Genomic DNA, 24,455 nt, shown 5'->3' on the forward strand with positions numbered 1-24,455 from the left:
TATCATCGCGTTTCATGGGAGAAGTCCGTTTGTCCAGCGAGGGAGCATCCGACCGGTCCACGACGCTGTCCCGCAGAAGTGCGGGATTCGCCGTCTGGTACCTCCGCGTCGTCACGTTCATCAATCTGCTCAGCGCGGTCTGGGTCTCTTTCGGGCAGGACATCAAGCGGCACAACGTCGACGACTACTTCACTCCGTACCTGCTGACGGCGGGCTTCGCCTCCGGCGCGTTCACGATGTTCCTGGCCATCACCATGCGCCGCCGCAAACGTGCCGCCTGGATCATGAACTCGGTCATCGGCTGGCTCTTCCTGCTGCTCTTCGCCTTCGCGATGGCCGTCGACGAATCGGTCCGCCGCTACGCCCAGAACTGGGTCTCGCTCGGTCTGACCGCCGCCTTCGTGGCCGCGCTGGTCCTGGGCAAGCGCGAGTTCTACGCCAAGGGAGACCGCTCCAACCCCAAGCTCGCCACGGCCGTGGCCGCCGGCGGACTGCTGGTCTGCTCCCTGCTCGCAGCCCTGCTCGTCTCCGCCACCAACAACCCGCGCGACGGTTACACCTCGGACTTCCTGGACCGCTGGCGCTACGGCGTGATGCGGCTGATCTCCCTGGTCCCCAACAGCTCCCACACCCACGGCATCACCACCCCCGGCTGGGTCGACGTCGTCATCAACATCGTCTCCACCCTGCTGCTGCTCGCCGTCCTGTACGCGGCCTTCCGCTCGCGCAAGGCCGTCGACCCGCTCAGCGAGGAGGACGAGGCGCAGCTGCGTACGCTCCTCGACAAGCACGGCGACCGCGACTCGCTCGGCTACTTCTCGCTGCGCCGCGAGAAGAGCGCCATCTGGTCGCCCACCGGCAAGGCGGCGGTCACCTACCGCGTCGTCGGCGGGGTCTCCCTCGCGTCCGGCGACCCGATCGGCGACCCGGAGGCCTGGCCGGGCGCGATCGACCCCTGGCTGGCCGAGGCGCGCGAGCACGGCTGGATCCCCGCCGTCATGGGCGCCAGCGAGGAGGGCGGCACCGTCTTCGCCCGGCACGGGCTCAACGCACTCGAACTCGGCGACGAAGCGATCGTGGAGATCGCGGAGTTCACCCTGGAGGGGCGCGCGATGCGCACCGTCCGTCAGGCCTACAACCGGGTCAAGCGCGCCGGGTACACCGTCCGCATCCGCCGCCACGAGGACATCCCCGCCGAGGAGATGGACCAGCTCCTGGCGCGCGCCGACGACTGGCGCGACGGAGCCACCGAACGCGGCTTCTCGATGGCGCTCGGCCGGCTCGGGGACCCTGGCGACGGACGCTGCGTCATGCTCGAATGCTCGGACGGGGAAGGGGAGTTGCGTGCCGTACTGAGCTTCGTGCCCTGGGGCCCCGAAGGCCTCTCCCTCGACCTGATGCGCCGTGACCGCGACTCCGAGAACGGCCTGATGGAGTTCATGGTCATCGAACTCCTGCAGCGCGCAAAGGAGATCGGGATCACTCAGGTCTCACTGAACTTCGCGATGTTCAGGTCTGTCTTCGAACGTGGCTCGAAGCTCGGCGCCGGACCGGTGCTGAGGTTGTGGCGCTCCCTGCTCAGCTTCTTCTCCCGCTGGTGGCAGATCGAGTCCCTCTACCGCGCCAACGCCAAGTACCGGCCGATCTGGGAGCCACGATTCATGCTCTTCGAGAAGAGTGCGGACCTGCTGCGCATCGGGATCGCCTCGGCGCGCGCCGAGGGGTTCCTGGAGGCACCGGGCCTGCCCAAGTGGCTCCACCGCAGGCACCTGGGGTCCAAGAGATGAGCCTTCGCCCGGTGCGCACCTTCGTGCGCCGCGAGTGGGGGCCCCTCTTCGGCACGGTGTGGGCGGTGCTCCGCGCCAGGAAGTGGCGGGCGATCCCCGTGACCCTCGCGTCGGTCTGCCTCACCGCGCTCTTCCAGATCGTGCAGAACCAGGACTGGGGCTTCGAGCCCGTCCAGAACATCGGTTTCGTACGCGCCGAGGACCCGCTCTGGCTGGCCCTGCTCCGTACGCCGCTCTCGCTCTTCGTCCCCGCCCTCGACCTGCCCGTCTGGGGTGCGCTCGCCCAGATCCTGATCGTCTTCGGGATCGCCGAGATCTGCATCGGCTGGAAGCAGACGCTGCTGATCGCCTACCTGACGACCCTCGCCGGGACGATGTACGCACGGATCGGCATCGCGACAGGCCCCGACGGCCTCTTCGGCCTGCCCGCCTCCGACGCCCGGATCGTCGACACCGGCCCCTCGGCGGCGGTCGTGGGCCTCGCCGTGTACGTCTGCTGGCGCTACCGGGCCTACTGGACGGCCGGGTTGGTGATCGTGTCGATGGTCGTCGAGGTGATCATCAAGGACAACCTCGCGGGCAAGGAGCACCTCGCGGCGATCGCCGCCGTACTACTCGTGATCGCGTTCACCGCACGCTACGACCGCCGGCGTCAGCGCCGGTCGGTGAACGAGCCCCTGCCGCGCAGCGAGACCCGGTCGGGGGCCCCGCCGATCAGGTCGTGAAGCCTGCGCCGGGGCAGCACCCAGCGACGGTCGTGCCGGTAGGCGCGGCGCATCGCGCGGGCGCGGCGGCGCGGGCGGGGGTGGTAGAAGCGGCGGGCCCAGGGCGAGACCGGGCGGGCGAGGCGGATCGCACCGCCCAGTGCGACGAAGGGGACGACGACCCCGATGAGTGCGGTACGGGGCTTCCCCTTGGCCAGCGCGATGAGCGCGCAGACGAAGTTCAGCGCGGTGCTCGTCACGAGCAGACCCCGGCCGTGCTGCTCCTGCGGGGTGAGCTGGCTGACCCCGAACGGCAGGAATCCGCAGAGGACAAGACCGACCAGGGCGGCGGTGAGCACCACGATCTCGACGCTCTTGCGGCCCTGTTCGCTCCAGTAGACGTCGTCGAGATGGAGGAGCAGGGCGAACTCGTCGAGGACGAGCCCCGCGCCCGTACCGAAGATGACCGCGCAGACCGCGGCGCCCACTCCGGAGCGTCCGCTGGCGACGGCGCCGAAACCGCCGACGACGGTCAGGACGACGCCGGGCACGACGTGGTGGACGTGCAGCCCGCCCGGGGTGATGTTCCGGAAGGGGCCGCGGCCCGCCCTGATCAGCCGGGCGACGGTGCGCACCGCGACGAAGGACAGGACGAAGGAGACCAGGGCGAGGAGCAGCGGGAGCTTGCCCGGGTCGAGGATGTTCTGTTCCCACCAGTGACCCATGACACCTGCTTCCGGTTTGCGCGTATTGCGTAACTTAGCGGCAGCCGACGGCGGATAACCTGCGCGCCATGGACGGCATACGTTTCGCCTTCGGCACCCTCACGGTCCTCCCGGTCCGGGTGACCCGCTGGGACCGCGAGGCGGCCCGCTCGGGGATGCTCTGCGCGCCGCTGGCCGGGCTGGTCGTGGGGCTGTGCGCGGCCGCGGCCGGCGGGCTGTTGCTGCTGCTCGGCTCGGGCCCGCTGCTCGCCGCCGTCGCCTCGGCCGCCGTACCGGCCGCGCTCACCCGGGGGCTGCACCTCGACGGTCTCGCGGACGTCGCCGACGGGCTCGGCAGCGGCAAGCCGGCCGAGGACGCCCTGCGGATCATGAAGCAGTCGGACATCGGCCCGTTCGGCGTGATCTCCCTGCTCTTCGTCCTGATGGCCCAGACCGCCGTGCTCTTCCAGCTGTACGGGGAGAGCTGGGCGCACGGCGCGGTCGCGGCCGCCGTTTCCGCGGTCGCCGCCCGCCTCGCCCTCACCCTCGCATCCCGCGCGGGGGTGCCGGCGGCCCGCCCCGAGGGGCTGGGTGCGGCGGTCGCCGGGGTGGTGCCCGTACGGTCCGCACTGACCGTCGCGGCCTTGGCCATGGCCGCCTGTGCGGGGGCGGGCCTGACCTTCGGTCCGTACAGTGCGATCCAGCACGCACTGGCCGCTCTGGCAGGGCTCGCAGCGGCCCAACTCCTGCTCCGGCACTGCCTGAAGCGGTTCGGCGGGGTGACCGGTGACGTGTTCGGCGCGCTGGCCGAAACGGCGGCCACGGCGACGCTGGTCGTACTGGCGTGGAGCCTGTAGAAGCCCGCGGTCGTCACCGAGCGTAGGCTCTCGACGGGGCGGCCCCATCCGTCGGCCACCAACGAACTCAACGGAAGCGAGATTTCACCACCGTGACTGCTCTCACTCTCAGCACGGCCGGCGCGGCCACCCTGCGCGCCGACGCCATCGTCGTCGGCATCGCCAAGGGCCCCAAGGGCCCTGTCGTCGCCCCGGGCGCGGAGGCCGTGGACAAGGCGTTCGACGGCAAGCTGGCCGCCGTCCTGGAGACCCTCGGTGCCTCGGGCGCCGAGGGCGAGACGACCAAGGTTCCCGCGGCCTCCGGCCTGAAGGCCCCGGTCGTGCTGGCCGTCGGCCTCGGCTCCGTACCGGAGAAGGACGAAACGTACGCCGAGGAGTCCCTGCGGCGTGCCGCCGGTGCCGCCTCCCGTGCGCTGCACGGCACCAAGAAGGCCGCGTTCGCGCTGCCCGTCGAGACCGCCGAGGACGTCCAGGCCATCGCCGAGGGCGCACTGCTCGGTGCGTACGCCTTCATCGCGTACCAGGAGCAGGCCAAGGACGCCAAGGGCGTGCTCGCCGACGTCGCGATCCTGGGCGCCAAGCCGCGGGACAAGGCCCACAAGGCCGCCGCCGAGCGCGCGATCGCCGTCGCCGAGGAGATCAACCGGGCGCGGGACCTCGTCAACACCCCGCCGAACGACCTCTACCCCGAGTCCTTCGCCGCCGTGGCCACCGCCGCCGGCAAGGAGCACGGCGTCAAGGTCCAGGTCATCGACGAGAAGGCGCTGATCAAGGGCGGCTTCGGCGGCATCCTGGGCGTCGGCCAGGGCTCGGAGCACGGGCCGCGCCTCGTGAAGCTCTCGTACACGCACCCCAAGGCCGAGAAGTCGCTCGCCTACATCGGCAAGGGCATCACCTACGACTCGGGCGGCATCTCCCTCAAGCCGGCCGGCCACAACGAGACGATGAAGTGCGACATGGCCGGTGCGGCCGCCGTCTTCGCCGCCGTGGTGTCCGCCGCGCGCCTGGGCCTGCAGGTCAACGTGACCGGCTGGCTGGCGCTCGCCGAGAACATGCCGTCGGGTTCCGCCACCCGCCCGGGTGACGTCCTGCGCATGTACAGCGGCAAGACGGTCGAGGTCCTCAACACCGACGCCGAGGGCCGCCTCGTGCTGGCCGACGCGCTCGCCAAGGCCGCCGAGGAGAAGCCCGACGCGATCGTCGACGTGGCGACCCTGACCGGCGCCATGATGATGGCGCTGGGCAACCGCACCTTCGGCATCATGGGCAACGACGAGTCGTTCCGTACCGCCATCCACGAGATCGCGGAGGAGGTCGGCGAGCAGTCCTGGCCGATGCCGCTCCCGAGCGACCTGCGCAAGGGCATGGACTCCCCCACCGCCGACATCGCCAACATGGGCGAGCGGATGGGCGGCGGCCTGGTCGCCGGTCTCTTCCTCCAGGAGTTCGTCCCCGACGACATCGCCTGGGCGCACCTGGACATCGCGGGCCCGGCCTTCAACGAGCAGGCCCCGTTCGGCTACACCCCCAAGGGCGGCACCGGCTCCGCGATCCGGACGCTGGTCCGTCTCGCCGAGCGCACCGCCGCGGGCGACCTGGGCTGACGTCCCGGTATCTCCGACGCGTACGGCCCCGGGTGCGCCCGGGGCCGTACGCGTTCATGCTGAACGCATGTCATCGGACCTCGGGCCCGGCCTCGCGCCAGAAGAACAGGGATCGCGGCTGGCCGACAACATCGGCTGGATCGTCCTCGCGTGTGTGCTGCTGATGTGGTTCGCGGTCTGCAACCTCGTCGGCGGATGGCCGCGCTGGGCGATCGGGATCGGCCTCGCCGTCGCGCTCTGCCTGCTCGGGCGGTGGTTCCAGGGGCGTCTGCGCCGCTGATCCCGGCCGTTCGCCCTCGACGAAATTCCTGCCTTCGCGCGGCTGTCACGGGCCTATGTGCTGTGCCACACTCCGGCCCCGCGTCTCGAACGCCGCCGACAAGTGCGAAGATGGGTTCTCGGCAGGACAGGGCCCCCACCACAGGGCCGAAGACACAAGCGGCCGTAGCCCGCCGCCGACCGGTCAGGGAAGACCGTGCCGGCGCACCATGCATGGAGGACGTGACGTGGCGAACGACGCCAGCACCGTTTTCGACCTAGTGATTCTCGGCGGCGGTAGCGGCGGTTACGCCGCGGCGCTGCGTGCATCGCAGCTGGGTCTGGACGTCGCCCTGATCGAGAAGAACAAGCTCGGCGGCACCTGCCTGCACAACGGCTGCATCCCCACGAAGGCCCTGCTGCACGCGGGCGAGATCGCCGACCAGGCCCGCGAGAGCGAGCAGTTCGGCGTCAAGGCGACCTTCGAGGGCATCGACATCGCGGGCGTCCACAAGTACAAGGACGACGTGATCGCCGGCCTGTACAAGGGCCTGCAGGGCCTGGTCGCCTCCCGCAAGGTGACCTACATCGAGGGCGAGGGCCGTCTGTCGTCCCCGACCTCCGTGGACGTCAACGGCCAGCGCATCCAGGGCCGCCACGTCCTCCTCGCCACCGGCTCCGTACCGAAGTCGCTGCCGGGCCTGGAGATCGACGGCAACCGGATCATCTCCTCCGACCACGCGCTGGTCCTGGACCGCGTCCCGGAGTCGGCGATCATCCTCGGCGGCGGCGTCATCGGCGTCGAGTTCGCCTCGGCCTGGAAGTCCTTCGGGACCGACGTGACCATCGTCGAGGGCCTCAAGCACCTCGTGCCGGTCGAGGACGAGAACTCCTCCAAGCTTCTTGAGCGCGCGTTCCGCAAGCGCGGCATCAAGTTCAACCTGGGCACCTTCTTCCAGAGCGCCGAGTACACCCAGAACGGTGTCAAGGTCACCCTCGCCGACGGCAAGACCTTCGAGGCCGAGGTGCTGCTGGTCGCGATCGGCCGCGGCCCGGTCTCGCAGGGTCTCGGTTACGAGGAGCAGGGCGTCGCGATGGACCGCGGCTATGTCGTCGTCGACGAGTACATGCGCACCAACGTCGAGACGATCTCGGCCGTCGGTGACCTCGTCCCGACCCTCCAGCTCGCGCACGTCGGCTTCGCCGAGGGCATCCTGGTCGCAGAGCGTCTGGCCGGTCTCAAGACCGTCCCGATCGACTACGACGGCGTGCCGAAGGTGACGTACTGCCACCCCGAGGTCGCCTCCGTCGGTATCTCCGAGGCCAAGGCCAAGGAGATCTACGGTGCGGACAAGGTCGTCGCTCTGAAGTACAACCTCGCGGGCAACGGCAAGAGCAAGATCCTCAAGACCGCGGGCGAGATCAAGCTCGTCCAGGTCAAGGACGGTGCCGTGGTCGGCGTCCACATGGTCGGCGACCGCATGGGCGAGCAGGTCGGCGAAGCCCAGCTGATCTACAACTGGGAGGCCCTGCCTGCCGAGGTCGCGCAGCTCATCCACGCGCACCCGACGCAGAACGAGGCGCTCGGCGAGGCCCACCTGGCGCTGGCCGGGAAGCCGCTGCACTCCCACGACTAGCAGCGACCAGAAGCACCCGGTAGCCCTCGGGCTGCGACGACCACAGACTTCCGCACTTTCCGTTAGGAGCAACTGAAACCATGTCGGTTTCCGTAACCCTGCCGGCGCTCGGCGAGAGCGTCACCGAGGGCACCGTCACCCGCTGGCTGAAGGCCGAGGGCGAGCGCGTCGAGGCCGACGAGCCGCTGCTCGAGGTCTCGACCGACAAGGTCGACACCGAGATCCCGGCGCCCGCGTCGGGCATCCTCGCGTCCATCAAGGTCGCCGAGGACGAGACCGTCGAGGTCGGCGCCGAGCTGGCCATCATCGACGACGGTACGGGCGCCCCGGCCCCGGCCGCCGCCCCCGCCGCCGAGGCGCCTGCCGCCCCGGCTCCGGCTGCCCCGGTTGCCGAGGCCCCCGCGGCCCCGGCCGCCGCTCCGGCCCCTGCTGCCGCCCCCGCGGGCGGCGCGTCCGGCACCGACGTCGTCCTTCCCGCGCTCGGCGAGAGCGTCACCGAGGGCACCGTCACCCGCTGGCTGAAGGAGGTCGGCGAGGAGGTTGCCGAGGACGAGCCGCTGCTCGAGGTCTCGACCGACAAGGTCGACACCGAGATCCCCGCGCCCGTCGCCGGTGTCCTGCTCGAGATCGTCGTCGCCGAGGACGAGACCGCCGAGGTCGGCGCCAAGCTCGCCGTCATCGGTGCCCCCGGTGCCGCGCCCGCCGCCGCTCCGGCTCCGGCCGCCCCGGCCCCCGCCGCTGCTCCGGCTCCGGCCGCCCCGGCTGCTCCCGCGCCCGCTCCGGCCGCGCCTGCCGCCCCGGCCCCCGTTGCCGCTCCCGCCCCGGTCGCGCCCGCCGCGCCCGCTCCGGTTGCCGCTCCGGCCCCCGTCACCCCGGCCCCGGCTCCCGCCGCGACCTCCGGTGACGACGGTGCGTACGTGACCCCGCTCGTCCGCAAGCTCGCCTCCGAGAACGGTGTGAACCTCTCCTCGGTCAAGGGCACGGGCGTCGGTGGCCGTATCCGCAAGCAGGACGTCATCGCCGCCGCGGAGGCCGCCAAGGCCGCCGCCCCGGCCCCGGCCGCCGCTGCCGCTCCCAAGGCGCAGGCGCCGAAGCTCGAGGTCTCCCCGCTGCGCGGTCAGACCGTCAAGATGACCCGCATGCGCAAGGTCATCGGCGACAACATGATGAAGGCCCTGCACGGCCAGGCGCAGCTGACCTCCGTGGTCGAGGTGGACATCACCAAGATCATGAAGCTGCGCGCGGCCGCCAAGGACTCCTTCGCCGCCCGTGAGGGCGTCAAGCTGTCCCCGATGCCGTTCTTCGTCAAGGCCGCTGCCCAGGCGCTGAAGGCCCACCCGGTCGTCAACGCCCGGATCAACGAGGACGAGGGCACCATCACCTACTTCGACACCGAGAACATCGGTATCGCGGTGGACTCCGAGAAGGGTCTGATGACCCCGGTCATCAAGGGTGCGGGCGACCTCAACCTGGCCGGCATCTCGAAGAAGACCGCGGAGCTCGCGGGTGCGGTGCGCGCCAACAAGATCACCCCGGACGAGCTGTCCGGTGCGACCTTCACGATCAGCAACACCGGTTCGCGCGGTGCGCTGTTCGACACGGTCATCGTGCCCCCGAACCAGGTCGGCATCCTCGGTATCGGTGCGACCGTCAAGCGCCCGGTGGTCATCAACCACCCGGACCTCGGCGAGACCATCGCGATCCGCGACATGACGTACCTGGCCCTCTCCTACGACCACCGCCTGGTGGACGGCGCCGACGCGGCCCGTTACCTGACGGCCGTCAAGGCGATCCTGGAGGCCGGCGAGTTCGAGGTCGAGCTCGGCCTGTAACCAGCCTCACCAGCGACGCCCCCGCCCGGAGCTCCTCCGGGCGGGGGCGTCGCCGTATTGTCTATGGCGTCAACTAGCCACTGAGGAGCACGACATGACTCCGCCCGTCGTCCACTCGCTGCGCGAGCAGATCCGCGAGCACATCGTCGAGGGGATCGTCAGCGGGCGCTGGAAGCCGGGCGAGCGGATCGTGGAGCGGCGTATCGCCGTCGAGCTGGAGGTCAGCCAGACGCCCGTACGCGAGGCGCTGCGGGAGCTGGAGACGCTGCGGCTCATCGAGTCGGCTCCCAACAAGGGTGTACGGGTACGGAATCTGACCGCCGCCGACCTGGAGGAGTCCTACCCGGTGCGGGCGGGCCTGGAGCAGATCGCCGCCGAGCTGGCCGTCGAGCGTCTCGCCGCCGACGTCTCCGTCCTGGAGCCCTCCGTGGCGGCCCTGTACGCGGCGGACGCGGCCGGGGACAGTGCCGGGCAGGTCCGGCACACCGTGGCCTTCCACCGGGAGCTGGTGCGGGCGGCAGGCAATGGCGTACTCCTGCACACCTGGGAGTCGCTGGGCATCGAGGTGTTCACCGCGCTGTCGATCCGGTGGCTCGGGACGGTGCAGAAGTCGTACGCCGAAGAGCACGAAGCGCTGGTCGAAGCCTTTCGGCGGCGAGATCCGGAGATCGGTGCGCTGGTGAAGCTGCATGTGCTCGGATGTGCACCGCGGGCCTGAACGGGCCCGAGTTGTACCGATTTGGGCGGGCATCGCGTGCCCCGATCTCTGGCACTGAGTGCCGATTTCTCTATGTTGAGAAGTTTTGCCCTTCAACCCTTTGATCGATCATCGATCAGGGGTTTACAGTCGACGACGGACTTCACCCAGTCCGTCGCCCTGTCCTGCCAGACCTGGGCAACCCCCTCCCCTTCGACTCCGGAAGGCGGCCTTCGTGACCGACCTCGCAGCCAAGTCTCCGAGCGAGCTCGACCAGCTCCCGGACCGTGACACCGAAGAGACCGCCGAATGGGCGGCCTCCCTCGATGCCGTCACCAAGGCCGCCGGCCCGCACCGCGCCGCGTACCTGATGCGCCGGACCCTCCAGCACGCCGAGGGCGCCGGTCTCGCGCTGCCCAAGCTGCTGGAGACCGACTACGTCAACACCATCCCCACCTCCGCCGAGCCGTCGATCGACGGTGACGAGGAGATGGAGCGCAGGATCACCGCGTGGAACCGCTGGAACGCGGCCGCGATGGTCACCCGCGGTGCCAAGCACGGTGTCGGCGGCCACATCGCGACGTTCGCGTCCGCGGCGTGGCTGTACGAGACCGGCTTCAACCACTTCTTCCGCGGGAAGGAGGGCGACGGCTCCGGCGACCAGCTCTACATCCAGGGCCACGCCTCGCCGGGCATCTACGCCCGCGCCTTCCTCGACGGACGCCTCACCGAGCAGCACCTCGACAACTTCCGGCAGGAGGCGGGCGGCAACGGCCTCCCGTCGTACCCGCACCCGCGCCGTCTGCCGTGGCTCTGGGAGTTCCCGACCGTCTCCATGGGTCTGGGCCCGCTCTCGGCCATCTACCAGGCGCGCTTCAACCGCTACCTGACCAACCGCAACATCAAGGACGTCTCGAACTCCCACGTCTGGGCGTTCCTCGGCGACGGCGAGATGGACGAGCCCGAGGCGACGGCGGCCCTCGGCCTCGCCGCCCGCGAAGGCCTCGACAACCTGACCTTCGTCATCAACTGCAACCTGCAGCGCCTCGACGGCCCGGTCCGCGCCAACTTCAAGATCGTGCAGGAGCTGGAGGGCCAGTTCCGCGGCGCCGGCTGGAACGTCGTCAAGTCGATGTGGGGCAACGCCTGGGACGAGCTCTTCCAGCTCGACACCACCGGCGCCCTGGTCCGCCGCCTCCGCGAGGTGCCGGACGCGCAGGTCCAGACGTACCAGACGCGTGACGCCGCCTACATCCGTGAGGACTTCTTCGGCAAGGACCCGGCGCTCGTCGCGATGGCACAGCTGCTGACCGACGACAAGATCCTCGAGTGTTTCCACCTGTCGCGCGGCGGCCACGAGCCCCGCAAGGTGTACGCCGCATACAAGGCCGCCCTGGAGCACAAGGGCGCGCCGACCGTCATCCTGGCGCAGACCGTCAAGGGCTTCACCCTCGGTGAGGGCTTCGCGTCGAAGAACGCGAACCACCAGATGAAGAAGCTCTCGGTGGACGAGTTCAAGAACATGCGTGACCTTCTCGAACTCCCCATCAGCGACAGCCAGTTCGTCGACGGCGTGGTCCCCTACGGACACCCCGGCGCCGACGCCCCCGAGGTCCGCTACCTCCAGGAGCGCCGCGCGGCCCTCGGCGGTCCCGCCCCGGCCCGCCGCTCGCAGCCCCTCGCGCCGCTGCCCGCCCCGGCGGACAAGGCCTTCGCCGCCTTCGACAAGGGCTCAGGCTCGCAGTCGATGGCGACGACGATGGCCTTCGTACGCCTGGTGAAGGACCTCATCCGCGACAAGGAGACCGGCAAGCGCTGGGTTCCGATCGTCCCGGACGAGGCCCGCACCTTCGGTATGGAGTCGCTGTTCCCGTCGCTCGGCATCTACTCGCCGAAGGGCCAGACGTACGAGCCGGTCGACCGCGACCAGCTGATGTACTACCGCGAGGCCACCAACGGCCAGATCCTCAACGAGGGCATCACCGAAGCCGGCTCGATGGCCGACTTCATCGCCGCCTCGTCCGCGTACTCCACGCACGGCGAAGCGATGATCCCCTTCTACATCTTCTACTCGATGTTCGGCTGGCAGCGGACCGCCGACCAGATGTGGCAGCTCGGCGACCAGCTGGGCCGCGGCTTCCTGGTGGGCGCCACCGCAGGCCGTACGACGCTGACGGGTGAGGGTCTGCAGCACGCGGACGGTCACTCGCCGATGATCGCGGCGACGAACCCGGCAGCGCTGAGTTACGACCCGGCCTTCGCGTACGAGATCGCCACGATCGTCAAGGAGGGTCTGCGCCGCATGTACGGCGAGGCGCTCCCGGACGAGGACCGCGACGTCTTCTACTACCTCACCGTCTACAACGAGCCGATGCCGCAGCCGGCGAAGCCCGCGGGCATCGACGAGGGCATCATCAAGGGCCTTTACCGCTTCAACACGGCGGAGTCGGCCGGCCACACCACCCCCGCCAACGCCTCGCGCATCCAGCTGCTCGGTTCCGGCACCGCCATCCACTGGACCCTCAAGGCCCAGAAGATGCTGGCCGAGGAGTGGGGCGTCGCCGCCGACGTCTGGTCGGCGACCTCCTGGACCGAGCTGCGCCGGGACGCCCTGGAGGCGGACGCGGCACTGCTGCGCGGCGAGGAGCGAATTCCCTTCGTACGCAAGGCACTTGAGGGTGTGGACTCGCCGGTGCTGGCCGTCTCGGACTACATGCGCCAGGTCCCGGACCAGATCGCGCAGTGGGTCGAGCAGGACTACTCCTCGCTCGGCGCGGACGGCTTCGGCCTCTCCGACACCCGCGACGCGGCCCGCCGCCACTTCGGTGTCGACGCCGAGTCGATCGTGGTGGCCGCCCTCGCGCAGCTGGCGCGACGCGGTGCGGTGCCGGTCACGGCCGTGAAGGAGGCGCGCGAGCGCTACGGCCTGTAACACCCGTACGTCACGACGTGCCCCGCCCCACCGGATTGCCGGGGCGGGGCACGCGTGCGTGAATGGGAGGGTTTCCGGGGGCCGACACCTATGCCGTCAGGAGCCCACGATGATCCTCCACAACAAGCCGTCCGCCCCCACCTGGGCCGACCTCTCCACGACGGACGTGGCCGCCGCGAAGGCCTTCTACTCCGGGCTCTTCGGCTGGACCCCGGCCGATGTCCCGATGGAGGACGCGGGCGGCTACGGGATGTGGATGAAGGGCGAGGAGTACGTCGGCGGGTACGGCCCCTGCATGGCGCCCGGCCAGCCGCCGGCCTGGATGGCGTACTTCGGCACGGCCGACATCGAGGCGACGACGGCGGCGGTGACCGCCAACGGCGGCACGGTGGTGGCGGGCCCGATGGACATCTACACCTCCGGCAAACTGGCCGCCTGCACGGACCCCGAGGGCGCCTACTTCGGGCTGTGGCAACCGCTGGAGCACAAGGGGTTCGGGCTGGTGGAGGAGCCGGGGACGGTGGCCTGGTTCGAGCTGCTGGTGCGGGACCCGGAGAAGGCGAAGGCGTTCTACACGGCGGTCTTCGGCTGGGACGAGGCGACGCATCCGTACGGGCCGACGTCGTACACGGAGTGGTCGGTGGGCGGCGAGAAGTTCAGCGGCATGATGCCGATCGACAAGAACTTCCCGGCCGAGGTGCCCGCGCACTGGATGGTCTACATGGCGGTGGAGGACTGCGACGCGGCGGCGGCGAAGACCGGGGAGCTGGGCGGAAAGGTCCTGGTCCAGCCGACGACGATCCCGCCGGGCCGCTTCTCGGTGATCAGCGATCCGCAGGGGGCGCTGATCTCGGTGATCGCGCTGAGCGGCGACCGCTAGGGCGGCTCAGCGGTAGTCGGATGCGGGGGCCTGTTTGCCGCCCTTGACCACCTCGGTCATGTACGCGATCGCGTCCGGTGCCGAGCCGTCCGTGTCCGTGACGCCGTACGCCCTGGACAGATCGGCGCTGGAGAGCGACCTGCCGCCGAACCGCGCCACCCCGGGGTCCGCCGCCAGGGCCGCGACTCCGCGTGCCAGGTACTGCGGGGTCTCGGAGATCGCGAAGTGCGGGTCCTTGGCGATCGCGTCCTGCCAGGTCTCCTCGGTGACCTTGAAGGCGGTGTCCAGCATCGATTCGGAGCGCAGCCAGCCGGGGGTCACGCAGACCGCCGTACCCCCGTACTCCTTCAGCTCGTGGGTCAGCGCCCGCGCCATCCGCAGCGGGGCCGCCTTGGCAAGGTCGTAGAAAAAGGCCTCGCGGTAGTCGCGGTTGAACTCCTCGGTGCCGTCGGTGACTTCGACGACCAGGCCGCCCCGGTTGCGGATGAGGAGAGGGAGGGCGAAGTAGCTGGTGTTGATGTGCGTTTCGACTCCCAGGCGCAGCATGCGCATGCCCTCGCCGAGGTCCTGCTCCCAGAGCTTCTTCTCCCACTGGTTGACGAGGAGGTGGTCGGCGCCCCAGATGTCGTTCACCAGGATGTCGAGGCGGCCGTGATCCCGGTCGATGCGGTCGGTGAGCGCCTTCACCTGGGTGCGGTCCAGGTGGTCCGTGGGTACGGCGATGCCTGTGCCGCCCGCCGCGTCGATCAGTTCTGCTGTTTCCTCGATGGTTTCCGTCGTGCGGCCCACCTCGCTGGCCTTCGCCCGCGTCGTACGGCCCGTCGCGTAGACCGTCGCTCCCGCGCGGCCCAGCTCCACCGCCATCGCGCGGCCCGCGCCCCGCGTGGCTCCGGCGACCAGGGCGATCTTGCCTTGCAGGGGGTGCTGTGAAGTGTTCATGGAGTACAGGCTTGCAGCCATAGGCGACATCTTCTGTCGTGATTTCCTGGAGGTATGCGTGCTGCCCGCCTCATCAAGATGGTTCTGCTCCTCCAGTCCCGGCCCATGATGACCGCCGCCGAGCTGGCCCAGGAGCTCGAAGTGTCCGAGCGCACCATCACGCGTGACGCCCAGGCGCTCAGCGAAGCCGGGGTCCCGGTCTACGCCGACCGGGGGCGCGCCGGCGGGTACCGGCTGATCGGCGGCTACCGTACGCGGCTGACCGGGCTCGCCCGCAGCGAGGCCGAGGCCCTGTTCCTCTCCGGGCTGCCGGGCGCGCTGCGCGAGATGGGGCTGGAGGACGCCGCGTCGGCCGCCCGGCTCAAGGTCTCCGCCGCCCTGCTGCCCTCCCTGCGCGACGCCTCCGACTCCGCCGCCCAGCGCTTCCACCTGGACGCGCCCGGCTGGTACCAGGAGCCCGAGACCCCTCCCCTGCTGCCCGCCCTGGCCGAGGCCGTCTGGGACGACCGCAGGGTCCGCGCCCACTACGGGCGGCGCGACGGGGCCGCCGTGGAGCGGGAGCTGGAGCCGTACGGCCTCGTGCTCAAGGCCGGCACCTGGTACGTGTGCGCCCGCGCCGACGGCGACTTCCGCGTCTACCGCATCGACCGCTTCACGGCCGTCTCGGTCACCGAGGAGCGCTTCGAGCGCGACGAGACCTTCGCTCTGCCCGCGTTCTGGGACGAGCGGGCGGCCGGGTTCGCGCGCTCGATCCTGCATACGGCCGTCGTCGTACGGGTGTCGCCCGACGGTGCCCGCCGGCTGCCGTACGTACTCGACCGTGCGGCCGTGGAGGAGGCTCTGGAGGCGGCGGGGGCGCCCGACGCGGACGGGTGGACGACGCTCACGCTGCCCGTCGAGAGCCTCGACATCGCCTACGGTCAACTGCTGGCACTGGGCCCGGAGTTGGAGTTGCTGGAGCCGCCCGAGCTGCGCGCCCGTTTCCGGGACGCGTCCGTCCGGGCGGCCCGCCTCTACGGCTGAGGCTCAGTCCAGCGCGGCCAGGGTGTCCCCCGTCGCCAGCTTCGCCTTCAGGTCCGCGTGGGCGCCCTTGGCCGCCCGTACCGCCATCGTCGTGCCGTTCGCCGTCGCCTTCACCCCGCCCGTCGCCTCGATGGAGCGGACGAGGCGGCTGCCCGCCGCGAGCAGGTACCACTGGCCCGACTTGGCCCGCCAGGTGGTGTCCGCCAGGACGTGCTGACCGAAGCGGCTGCACGCGGCGGTGTTCCGTGCGCGGGCCACCACCGGTGAACCGTCCGGGAGTTGGAGCTGAATGGAGACGTTGCCGGGGCCCTGCCAGGTGTCGGCCCTGGTGCACACCCAGGAGGCCTTGCCGCCGTTCTCGGGGAGCTGCTGCTGGGCGTACTCCCAGTTGTTGACCGACCGCACGCCCTGCCCGCGCATCTCCCCCAACTCGCAGGCGGTACGCGCCCAGTTGAGCAGCGCCGGGCCTCCGGTCGCCTCGCGCGGCTGGCGGGCCGGGGGGCCCGAGGCGGTGGGCGGCGGGGTGTAGGTGAGGTGGACGGGGGCCAGGTCGCCGAGGTCGGTCAGGAGGAAGGCGTGCTTCTCCACGATGCGAGTGGAGGAGCGGAGCTGCAGGGCGGGCCAGGTCTTGCAGCCTGCACCGCTGCTGTCGACCGGGTCCGTCACCCCGTCGTCCCCGACCTTCAACTCCTTTGCCGGGGTGTTGGGTTGGAGCAGGTCGCGGGTGGTGGACTCCGCGATCCAGGGGGCCAGCAGATAGCGGGCGCCGTCGTCGGTGCGGCTGACGACGAGCGCCGCCCCGGTGGTGACGTCCGCGTCGTCGGTCCGTACGAAATCGAGCGCGGGCGCACCCTTCCCGTCGGCGGGCTCCGTGTAGCGCACGACCCGCTGCCCCTCGTGCAGGAGCACCACGGCGGCCCCGCCGGACTCCCCCGCGTACAACAGCCTCGGCGGCTTCTCCGGCGGTACGGTCCCAGTGCCCGGCGTCGCCGTGACGCGGACCGTGCGCGCCGGATTGGCCCAGACCCGCAGCGCCCGGCCGAGCAGCGCCTGGTCGCCGGTGCGGGAGCCGCGCGCCGGCCACACCGTGTAGTCGACGCGGGAGGTGTCCGCCCACTCCTCGCCGGGGGCGCGCTCCAGGAGCGTGGGGTTCAGGGCGCGGGCGTTGGCCGTGGTGGGGACGGCGGGTCCGGTGGCCTCGGGGAAGGGGGCGGCCGGGGAGCCGTCGCCGCCCGCCGTGACGAGGACCGCGGCCAGTACGGCGGTCGCCGCGACCGCTCCCCAGACGAGGCGGGTGCGCTGCCTGCGGCGCAGGAGGTCGGTGGGGCGGGTGTGCACCAGGCAGGGGTCGAACTCGTCCGAGGCGAGCAGCGCCTCCGCACCCCCGTCGGCGACGGTACGGGCCAGCCGGTGCGCGGTGCGCACCGCGGAGCCGGTGTCGGACGCCCCGGCCTCGGCGAGCAGGGCCCGTACCGCAGGATCCTCCAGCCCTTCGACCCGGTGCAGTACGAGGGCCGCGCGGGCGGTGGCCGTGGTGCCCGACAGCGCCTGTTCCAGGGCGAGTTCGTCGGCGCCGCCGGAGCGGGGGAAGAGCCGCAGCCCGTGCACCAGGGGCAGCCCGGGGCGCAGGGCGCGCGGCGCGGGCAGCGCGTCCGGCCACCAGGTGGGCCTGCGGTCGTACGCCAGGACGGCGGTCAGCACCCTGAGCCTGAGCAGCGCGTACCCCGCGCCGGGACGGTCGGCCGAGCCGGGGGTCCGCTGCGCGGGCACGGGCGCACCGGAGCCCGGAAGGGCGCGCTGGACCGCGGCGTGCGCCGCCAGGACCCTGCGGTGGCGGCCGAGGGACGGCGGCAGGGTGATGTAGGCGAGCCGCACCAGGCGGGGATAGTGCTCGACCAGGGCCGCTTCTGCCTGTTCCAGGTCCACATGAGCCTCAGGGGTGAGTGATCGGAATCAGTACACCCTTCAAACGAGTGAATGATCCGACGGTCACACCGCCTGGTAACGAGAAAGGCACCGCTTCGGCGCTCCACGTGCGCCCCGCCCCCGCAACCACGATGCTTGACCCGTGATGGACGAAACGGAGTTCTGGGAGATCATCGACAGCACCCGCGCGGCCGCCGACGGCGACCCCGAGGACCATGCCGACCTGCTCGTCGAACGGCTGGTGCAGCTCGATCCCGAATCCGTGCTGGATTTCGCCCGGCACTTCGAGGCCCGCTACAACCGCGCCTACCGCTGGGATCTGTGGGGCGCGGCCGCCGTGCTGCTGGGCGGGGCGGGCGACGGCTCCTTCGACTACTTCCGGTGCTGGCTGATCGGCCAGGGCCGTGAGGTCTTCGAGGGCGCCGTGCACGACCCGGACGCGCTCGCCGGCCTCCTCGACGATTTCGACGAGGAGGTCGACGGGGACGGCGAGGAGCTGGGGTTCGCGGCCGACGAGGCGTACGAGCAGCTCACCGGGTCGGTCGCACCGGACCTGGGGATTCCGGCGCAGGCCCCGGAGCCGGAGGGAACGGCCCTCGATCTCGAGGACGACGCGGCCCTGGCGGACCGCTATCCCCAACTCTGGGAGCGTTTCGGGGAGTAGCGCCCTCCCGGCCTGCTCAGAGGGCGCGCCCCATGAGGACGTCGTCGACGTACGTGCCGTCCAGGAGGAACTCTCCCGGCAGCACGCCCTCCACCGCGAAGCCCTCGGAACTGTAGAGGGCCCGGGCCGGGGCGTTGTGCCCCAGGACGCGCAGGGTGATGCGGGTGGCGCCCACCGCGCGGGCCGCGTCGAAAGCCGCCCGGATCAGCGCCCGGCCGACACCGCGTCCGCGTGCCTCGTCGGCGACCGCCAGTCCCTGGATCTGGCGTACGTGGTCGTTGCAGGCCAGCGGGGTGGAGTGGATCAGCCTGATGTAACCGAGGAGCTTCCCCTCCTCGTCCGCCGCGACCAGCAGGTCCGCGGGAAGGTGCCGGTCGTCGAAGAAGGGCGCGTACGGGGGCTGCGGCCTGGGCATCACCGCATGCAGCGGGGACCAGGTCTCCCGGTCGAGGAGGGCGAGCGCGGCGTCGTCCTCGATGCGGGCGGGGCGTATGTGGGGCGCGGACATGGGGCCACTGTGCCAGGCGGGGTTCTGCGGCAGGATGGGACGTATGCGAATCGTGATCGCCGGGGCGTCAGGCCTCATCGGCAAGGCGCTCGTCCGCTCCCTGCGCACGGACGGCCACGACGTGGTGCGGCTGGTGCGGCGGAGCCCCGAAGGCCCGGACGAGGTCGAGTGGGATCCGCGCCGGCAGTACGTCGACACCGAGGGACTGGCGGGCTGCGACGCGGTGGTGAATCTGGCGGGGGCCGGGGTCGGCGACCATCGGTGGACGGCCGCGTACAAGAAGGAGCTGCGGGACAGCCGCGTCCTCGGTACGGCCGCGCTCGCCGAGGCCGTCGCCTCGCTCGATGTGCCGCCGCGGGTGTTCCTGTGCGGCAGCGCGCTCGGCTTCTACGGGGATACCGGCGACCGTGCGGTGGACGAGGACGCGCCGCCCGGGGACGGCTTCCTCGCCTCGCTCTGCGTGGAGTGGGAGGAGGCGGCGGGGGCGGCCGAAGAGGCGGGCGTACGGACGGCGTTCGCGCGGACCGGGCTGGTGGTGGCCCGCGAGGGCGGGGCCTGGGGCAAGCTCTTCCCGCTGTTCAGGGCGGGGCTCGGCGGGCGGCTCGGGGACGGGCGTCAGTACTGGAGCTTCATCGCACTGCACGACGAGGTCGCGGCCCTGCGCCACATCCTGGACACGGAGTCGCTGTCGGGGCCGGTGAATCTGACGGGTCCCGAGCCGGTCACCAACCGCGAGGTCACGGCGGCGATGGGGCGCGCGCTGAAGCGGCCCACGCTCGCCGCCGCGCCCGCGTTCGCGCTGCGGATCGCGCTGGGCGAGTTCGCGGGCGACGTGCTGGGCAGCCAACGGGTGCTGCCGACACGGCTGTTGGAGTCGGGCTTCGACTTCGCGTTCCCGACGATCGACGGGGCGATCGGCGCGGCTCTGCACTGAGGAGACCTCGGGCGGCTCACTGCACGTCGAACTCGTTGCCCTCGGGGTCGGTCATCGTGACGTGCTTGCTGCCGTACTCCTCCACCACGCGCAGCACGCTCGCGCCGAGCCCCTCCAGGCGCTTCACCTCCGCGTCGCGCCGCTCCGGGCCGAAGTGCAGGTCGATGTGGAGCCGGTTCTTGCCCTGCTTGGGCTCGGGGACCTTGAGGAAGAGGATCCGCCGGCCGAGCCCCGTGCCGGTGGCCTCCTCGACCGGGTCGTCGGGGTGGCGTACGGCTGCCGCGTGGGCCCAGACCTTGTGGCCGCCGGCCTCGTACCACTGCTCGTCGCCGATGGCTCCCACACCGATGAGCCTCTCGATGAGCGCGCTGTGGTCCTCGGTCTCGTAACCGAGGGCCTGCGACCAGAACCCGGCGATCGCGAGCGGGTCCGCGCAGTCGACCACGAGCTTCCATTCCACGGCCATGAGGTCCTCCAGTGACGGTGTTCTCCGGGTGACGCGGGCTCTTCCGATCCTCTCAGTTCGCGTACGGATCCGCCGTGCGACCCCGTGCCTCCGTACCCGGTCGCGTGCGCGAGGGGCAGCGGAACCTCAGCTTCTTACCATCGTGCCGAACTCGGGTATTTCAGCGGGGAGTTGGGGAGGAGACCCTCACGACCCACACCCGCACCGCACCGACCTCGGGGAGGGGCACGTGCTCAGCACCGCACACCACGCGGACGTCGTGATCGTCGGAGCCGGACTCGCAGGGCTCTCGGCGGCCCATCGGCTGACCAGCGCCGGGGTCACCGTCACCGTTCTGGAGGCCGCCCCGGAACCCGGCGGCCGTATGTCCACCACATCTGCCGACGGCTTCCGGCTCGACCGCATCGGCCAGATCCTCTGCACCTCCTACCCGGAGCTGCGGCACACCCCAGGACTGGGCGAGGTCGAGCTGCGCCCCTTCTCGCCGGGGGTCCTGGTGCACAGCGAGGGCCGGCAGTTCCGTACGGGCGAACCCGGTAGCGCGAGGGGCGCACTCACGGCGGCGCGCGCCCTGGCGAGCGCCCCGCGCGCCCCCATCAACAACACCCTCGACCGCGCCCGCCTGGGCACCGCCCTCACCCGCCTCGCGGCCACCCCGCTCAGCCGTCTGCTGGCCCGCCCCGAACAGCCCGCCCTCGCCGCTCTGCGCGAGCGCGGACTCCCTCCCCGTACGATCGACGGCTTCCTCAGGCCGCTGCTGTCCGCGCTGCTCTGCGACCCCGCCCTCACCACCTCCAGCCGCTGCGCCGACCTCGCACTGCGCGGCTACGCGCAGGGCCGCCTGGCCATCCCCGCGGGCGGCGCCGCGGTCCTCCCGGAGCGGCTCGCTGCGACGCTGCCGGCCGGCACCGTACGGACCGGGGTGCGCGTGAAGTCCGTCGCGATCAACTCCGTCGTCACCGAGGAGCACGGTGAACTCGCCTGCCGCGCCCTCCTGTTGGCGACCGGAGCCCGCGCCGCGGCCGAGCTCATGCCGGGCCTGCGCGTCCCCGCCTTCCACCCCGTGACGGTCCTCCACCACGCCGCCCCCGAGCCCCCGCCGACAGGCCCCGCGCTGCTCCTGGACGCCGACCGCACCAGCCCCGTCTCGCACACCGCCGTCGTCAGCGCGGTCGACCCCTCGCGCGCACCCGGCGACCGGGCGCTGATCTCCACCACGGTCCTCGGCACACCCCCGGACGACCTGGACCGCACGGTCCGCGCCCGTCTCGCCACCCTGTACGGCACCCCCACCGACACGTGGGAACTCCTCGCCGTCCACCACGACCCCGAGGCGGTCCCCGCGATGAACCCGCCGCACGACCTCCGCCGCCCGGTCCGGGTCCTCGCGGGCCTGTACGTCTGCGGAGACCACCGCGACACCAGCACGGTCCAGGGCGCCCTGTTCTCCGGCCGCCGGGCAGCCCTGGAGATCCTCCAGGACTTCGGCATCAAACCGGGCTACGGAGCGCTCCCCGTACCGGCGGCCGCCTAGCTTCTAGCCCAGCGCCGCGACGCGGTCGCGGTACCCCCGTACCGCCGCCGCGTCGCGATAGGGCTCCAGCCGCCGCTCGAAGTCCCGTACGTACTCCACCGCGCGCGCCGACCGCATCTCCCCCGCCTGCTGCGCCGCCTCCGCCCCCAGCGTGCACGCCTGGTCGAGCTCGCCGAGGCCGAGACGGGCCGTGGCGAGGACCACCCGGCAGAAGAGCCGGGAGCGTGCGAACGCCGGCGAGCGCATCTGCAGCGAGCGCTCCGCGTACTGCGCGGCCATCCTGAACTGCTGCAGGTCCCGGTGGCAGTGGCCGAATTCGTCCGCCAGCTGCGCCTCGTCGAAGAACCGCGCCCAGTAAGGGACTTCGTCCCCCGGCCGCGCCGCCTCCATCGCCCGCTCGGCCCGTACGAGAGACGCCGTACAGGCCCGCACCTCGCCCAGCACCCCGTGCCCGCGCGCCTCCACCGAGTGCAGCAGCGCCTGGCAGACGGGCGGCGCCGAGGCCCCCACCCCCTGCTGGGCGACGCGCGCCAGCTGCACGGCCTCGCGCCCGTGCCCGAGGTAGACGGCCTGCCGGCTCATCGTCACCAGTACGTACGAGCCATAGGCCCGGTCCCCCGCCGCCTGCGCGAGCCGCAGCGCCTGCACGAAGTAGCGCTGGGCGAGACCGTGGGCGGCGATGTCGTACGAGGTCCAGCCCGCCAGCCGGGTCAGATCGGCGGTGGCGGCGAAGAGCCTGCGCCCGGTCGCCTCCCCGTACGTGCCGCGCAGCATCGGCTCGGCCTCGTGTTCCAGGTAGCGCACCAGCGCCTGCCGGGCGTGCCCGCCGCCGTACGCATGGTCCAGCGAGCGGAACAGCTCCCCGACGGAGCGCAGCGCCGCGATGTCCCCCGCCCCGACCCGCTGCCCGGGACCGCGGTCGGTGGTCCGCTGGCGCGGCACGGACGGCGTGGGGGGCCGGCCCTGTACGGGGATCCGCACGCCGTTGACGACGGCCGGGTCCCCGCGCCCCACCCGGTCGTCGGCCCGCCCGATCAGCCAGTCCCTGCTGGGCACGACGAGCCCGGCGGGCGTGAACGCGATCTTCCGCAGCTCCGCATGGCTGCCCGAGTCCTTGCGCCAGAGGCCGCTGACGATGTCGACGGCTTCCTCCGGCGTACCGGCGAATTCCAGCCCCGCGTAGACGGGCGCGCAGGCGTCGAGCCCGAGGTCCTGCGCCGAGAGGCGGCGTCCGAGGCGCCGGGTGAACACCTCGGCGATCAGGGCGGGGGTGGTGCCGCGCGGCTGCTGGCCGCGGAGCCAGCGGGTCACCGAGGTCTTGTCGTACCGAAGGTCGAGGCCGTGTTCTAACCCGAGCTGGTCCACGCGCCGGGCGAGCCCGGCGTTGGAGAATCCGGCTTCGGCGATGAGCGCGGCGAGCTGGCGGTTGGGCGTGCGCTGCGGAGGTCGTTCCGACATCAGCTGTACGGTCTCCTGCCTTCCGGGCCAGGGATCAGCCCTCATGGAACGGCGTGAATTTAGCGGCCCTCACGGCTTCTTCCGCCCACTTCGTCCCACGTTCATCCGATCGTGTGAGGAGGTGTCGTTTCTGCCGCCCGTTCCTCCCCGGGAACAGGCTTGTTCGAAGCGGTCGTACAGTTGCTGAGGCGCGATATCTGCATGGATGAGGAGCTGCCGTGAGTGAGCTGCGGTTTGACCGGCTGGGATTCGGCGACTTCGCCGTCGAGTACCGGGAGGCCTGGCAGAAGCAGCGCGAGGTGCACGCGGCCCGGTTCGCGGACGAGGTCCCCGACACCGTGCTGCTCCTGGAGCACCCGCCGGTCTACACGGCGGGCCGCCGTACCGCCGACAACGAGCGCCCCCTCGACGGCACCCCCGTCGTGGACGTCGACCGCGGCGGCAAGATCACCTGGCACGGCTACGGACAGCTCATCGGCTACCCGATCCAGAAGCTGCCCCGCCCCGTCGACGTCATCGCGCACCTGCGCCGCCTGGAGGAGGCCCTGATCCGGGTCTGCGCCGACTTCGGCGTCACCACCAGCCGAGTCGAGGGCCGGGCAGGCGTCTGGGTCCTGGGCGACCCGGTCGAGGAGCGCCCCGCGCTCGGCGGCCTCTCCCTGGACTTCGACCCGCGTCTGACGGACGACGAGTTCGACCCCCGGATGAACGGCCCCGAGTACGCGCCCTCCAACGCAGGACAGCGCCGCGAGGACCGCAAGATCGCCGCCATGGGCATCCGGGTCGCGAAGGGCGTGACGATGCACGGCTTCGCGCTCAACTGCAATCCGGACACGACCTTCTTCGACAAGATCGTCCCGTGCGGGATCCGCGACGCGGGCGTGACATCGCTCTCGTACGAACTGGGCCGCGAGGTCCCGATCGCCGAGGTCCTCCCGTCGGTGGAGAAGCACCTGCGGGACGTACTGGAGAACGCGGACCTGGCACCGCGCACGGTCGCGCACACGCCTGCTTAGGGAATGCCCCCTGCCGGGCAGGGGTTGGCGAGATGTAACCCATACAAATATCGGGCGTACCCTGGGGTTCGCCGACGATTCGAAGCTGTAGAGGG

At 71.4% G+C, this 24,455-nt stretch carries 21 protein-coding genes; 15 read left to right on the top strand and 6 right to left on the bottom strand.

Annotation, left to right across the window (positions count from 1 at the left end; all coding sequences use genetic code 11):
* The first annotated feature begins 14 nt into the window (after window positions 1–14).
* The gene (locus tag OG707_RS08920; protein WP_329116197.1) at window positions 15–1,787 is read left to right on the top strand and encodes a phosphatidylglycerol lysyltransferase domain-containing protein; all 1,773 of its coding nucleotides are present in this window, start codon (window positions 15–17) and stop codon (window positions 1,785–1,787) included.
* The gene (locus OG707_RS08925; protein ID WP_329116200.1) at window positions 1,784–2,512 is read left to right on the top strand and encodes a hypothetical protein; all 729 of its coding nucleotides are present in this window, start codon (window positions 1,784–1,786) and stop codon (window positions 2,510–2,512) included. Before OG707_RS08920 ends, OG707_RS08925 begins: the two co-directional genes overlap by 4 nt.
* On the opposite strand, the gene OG707_RS08930 is transcribed toward OG707_RS08925, so the two are convergent.
* Entirely contained in the window at window positions 2,440–3,216 is a 777-nt protein-coding gene (locus OG707_RS08930) for a hypothetical protein (RefSeq protein WP_329116202.1), read from the bottom strand. The genes OG707_RS08925 and OG707_RS08930 overlap by 73 nt on opposite strands.
* A gap of 68 nt (window positions 3,217–3,284) precedes the next feature.
* On the opposite strand from OG707_RS08930, the gene OG707_RS08935 reads away from it, so the two are divergent.
* The 8 genes from OG707_RS08935 to OG707_RS08970 all read left to right on the top strand — a co-directional run bounded on the left by OG707_RS08935 (window position 3,285) and on the right by OG707_RS08970 (window position 13,892).
* Window positions 3,285–4,052, top strand: a complete 768-nt coding sequence (locus OG707_RS08935; protein WP_443071294.1) for an adenosylcobinamide-GDP ribazoletransferase — start codon at window positions 3,285–3,287, stop codon at window positions 4,050–4,052.
* 92 nt (window positions 4,053–4,144) lie between these two features.
* On the top strand, window positions 4,145–5,656 hold the full coding sequence (locus tag OG707_RS08940) for a leucyl aminopeptidase (protein ID WP_329116204.1): 1,512 nt from the start codon (window positions 4,145–4,147) through the stop codon (window positions 5,654–5,656).
* A 67-nt stretch (window positions 5,657–5,723) separates the two neighbouring features.
* Entirely contained in the window at window positions 5,724–5,936 is a 213-nt protein-coding gene (locus OG707_RS08945; RefSeq protein WP_329116206.1) for a hypothetical protein, read from the top strand.
* Window positions 5,937–6,162: 226 nt separating this feature from the next.
* Window positions 6,163–7,551 carry a dihydrolipoyl dehydrogenase gene (gene lpdA, locus OG707_RS08950; protein ID WP_329116208.1) on the top strand — a complete coding sequence of 463 codons (1,389 nt, stop codon included), beginning with the start codon at window positions 6,163–6,165 and terminating at the stop codon, window positions 7,549–7,551.
* An 80-nt stretch (window positions 7,552–7,631) separates the two neighbouring features.
* Entirely contained in the window at window positions 7,632–9,383 is a 1,752-nt protein-coding gene (sucB, locus tag OG707_RS08955; protein WP_329116209.1) for a 2-oxoglutarate dehydrogenase, E2 component, dihydrolipoamide succinyltransferase, read from the top strand.
* 94 nt (window positions 9,384–9,477) lie between these two features.
* The gene (locus tag OG707_RS08960) at window positions 9,478–10,101 is read left to right on the top strand and encodes a GntR family transcriptional regulator (RefSeq protein ID WP_329116210.1); all 624 of its coding nucleotides are present in this window, start codon (window positions 9,478–9,480) and stop codon (window positions 10,099–10,101) included.
* A gap of 214 nt (window positions 10,102–10,315) precedes the next feature.
* The gene (aceE, locus tag OG707_RS08965; RefSeq protein WP_329116211.1) at window positions 10,316–13,012 is read left to right on the top strand and encodes a pyruvate dehydrogenase (acetyl-transferring), homodimeric type; all 2,697 of its coding nucleotides are present in this window, start codon (window positions 10,316–10,318) and stop codon (window positions 13,010–13,012) included.
* A 109-nt stretch (window positions 13,013–13,121) separates the two neighbouring features.
* On the top strand, window positions 13,122–13,892 hold the full coding sequence (locus OG707_RS08970) for a VOC family protein (protein ID WP_329116212.1): 771 nt from the start codon (window positions 13,122–13,124) through the stop codon (window positions 13,890–13,892).
* A gap of 6 nt (window positions 13,893–13,898) precedes the next feature.
* On the opposite strand, the gene OG707_RS08975 is transcribed toward OG707_RS08970, so the two are convergent.
* Complete coding sequence (locus OG707_RS08975; protein ID WP_329116214.1) at window positions 13,899–14,831, bottom strand: SDR family oxidoreductase; 933 nt, start codon at window positions 14,829–14,831, stop codon at window positions 13,899–13,901.
* A 54-nt stretch (window positions 14,832–14,885) separates the two neighbouring features.
* On the opposite strand from OG707_RS08975, the gene OG707_RS08980 reads away from it, so the two are divergent.
* A complete protein-coding gene (locus OG707_RS08980) occupies window positions 14,886–15,854 on the top strand; it encodes a helix-turn-helix transcriptional regulator (RefSeq protein WP_329116215.1) in 969 nt (322 codons plus the stop codon).
* A 3-nt stretch (window positions 15,855–15,857) separates the two neighbouring features.
* Here the strand turns inward: OG707_RS08980 and OG707_RS08985 are convergent, their stop codons facing one another.
* Window positions 15,858–17,780: a hypothetical protein gene (locus tag OG707_RS08985; protein WP_329116218.1), complete on the bottom strand. Its 1,923-nt coding sequence runs from the start codon at window positions 17,778–17,780 to the stop codon at window positions 15,858–15,860.
* A 145-nt stretch (window positions 17,781–17,925) separates the two neighbouring features.
* Between OG707_RS08985 and OG707_RS08990 the strand changes: the two genes are divergently transcribed.
* Window positions 17,926–18,444 (top strand): DUF4240 domain-containing protein, encoded by a 519-nt coding sequence (locus tag OG707_RS08990; protein ID WP_329127683.1) that lies wholly within the window; start codon window positions 17,926–17,928, stop codon window positions 18,442–18,444.
* A gap of 16 nt (window positions 18,445–18,460) precedes the next feature.
* Here OG707_RS08990 and OG707_RS08995 read toward each other — a convergent pair whose 3' ends face one another.
* Entirely contained in the window at window positions 18,461–18,952 is a 492-nt protein-coding gene (locus OG707_RS08995) for a GNAT family N-acetyltransferase (RefSeq protein WP_329116220.1), read from the bottom strand.
* Between the two features lie 34 nt (window positions 18,953–18,986).
* Between OG707_RS08995 and OG707_RS09000 the strand changes: the two genes are divergently transcribed.
* The gene (locus tag OG707_RS09000) at window positions 18,987–19,886 is read left to right on the top strand and encodes a TIGR01777 family oxidoreductase (protein ID WP_329116222.1); all 900 of its coding nucleotides are present in this window, start codon (window positions 18,987–18,989) and stop codon (window positions 19,884–19,886) included.
* Window positions 19,887–19,902: 16 nt separating this feature from the next.
* Here OG707_RS09000 and OG707_RS09005 read toward each other — a convergent pair whose 3' ends face one another.
* Window positions 19,903–20,352, bottom strand: coding sequence for a VOC family protein (locus OG707_RS09005; protein WP_329116224.1), 450 nt, complete (start codon window positions 20,350–20,352; stop codon window positions 19,903–19,905).
* Window positions 20,353–20,581: 229 nt separating this feature from the next.
* Here OG707_RS09005 and OG707_RS09010 point away from each other — a divergent pair, with 229 nt between their 5' ends.
* A complete protein-coding gene (locus tag OG707_RS09010) occupies window positions 20,582–21,886 on the top strand; it encodes an NAD(P)/FAD-dependent oxidoreductase (protein WP_329116226.1) in 1,305 nt (434 codons plus the stop codon).
* A gap of 3 nt (window positions 21,887–21,889) precedes the next feature.
* Here the strand turns inward: OG707_RS09010 and OG707_RS09015 are convergent, their stop codons facing one another.
* Window positions 21,890–23,344, bottom strand: a complete 1,455-nt coding sequence (locus OG707_RS09015; protein ID WP_329116228.1) for a regulator — start codon at window positions 23,342–23,344, stop codon at window positions 21,890–21,892.
* A gap of 218 nt (window positions 23,345–23,562) precedes the next feature.
* Here OG707_RS09015 and lipB point away from each other — a divergent pair, with 218 nt between their 5' ends.
* Window positions 23,563–24,360 carry a lipoyl(octanoyl) transferase LipB gene (gene lipB, locus OG707_RS09020; protein WP_329116230.1) on the top strand — a complete coding sequence of 266 codons (798 nt, stop codon included), beginning with the start codon at window positions 23,563–23,565 and terminating at the stop codon, window positions 24,358–24,360.
* Window positions 24,361–24,455: the final 95 nt, after the last annotated feature.

Source organism: Streptomyces sp. NBC_01465, from assembly GCF_036227325.1.
GTDB lineage: Bacteria > Actinomycetota > Actinomycetes > Streptomycetales > Streptomycetaceae > Streptomyces.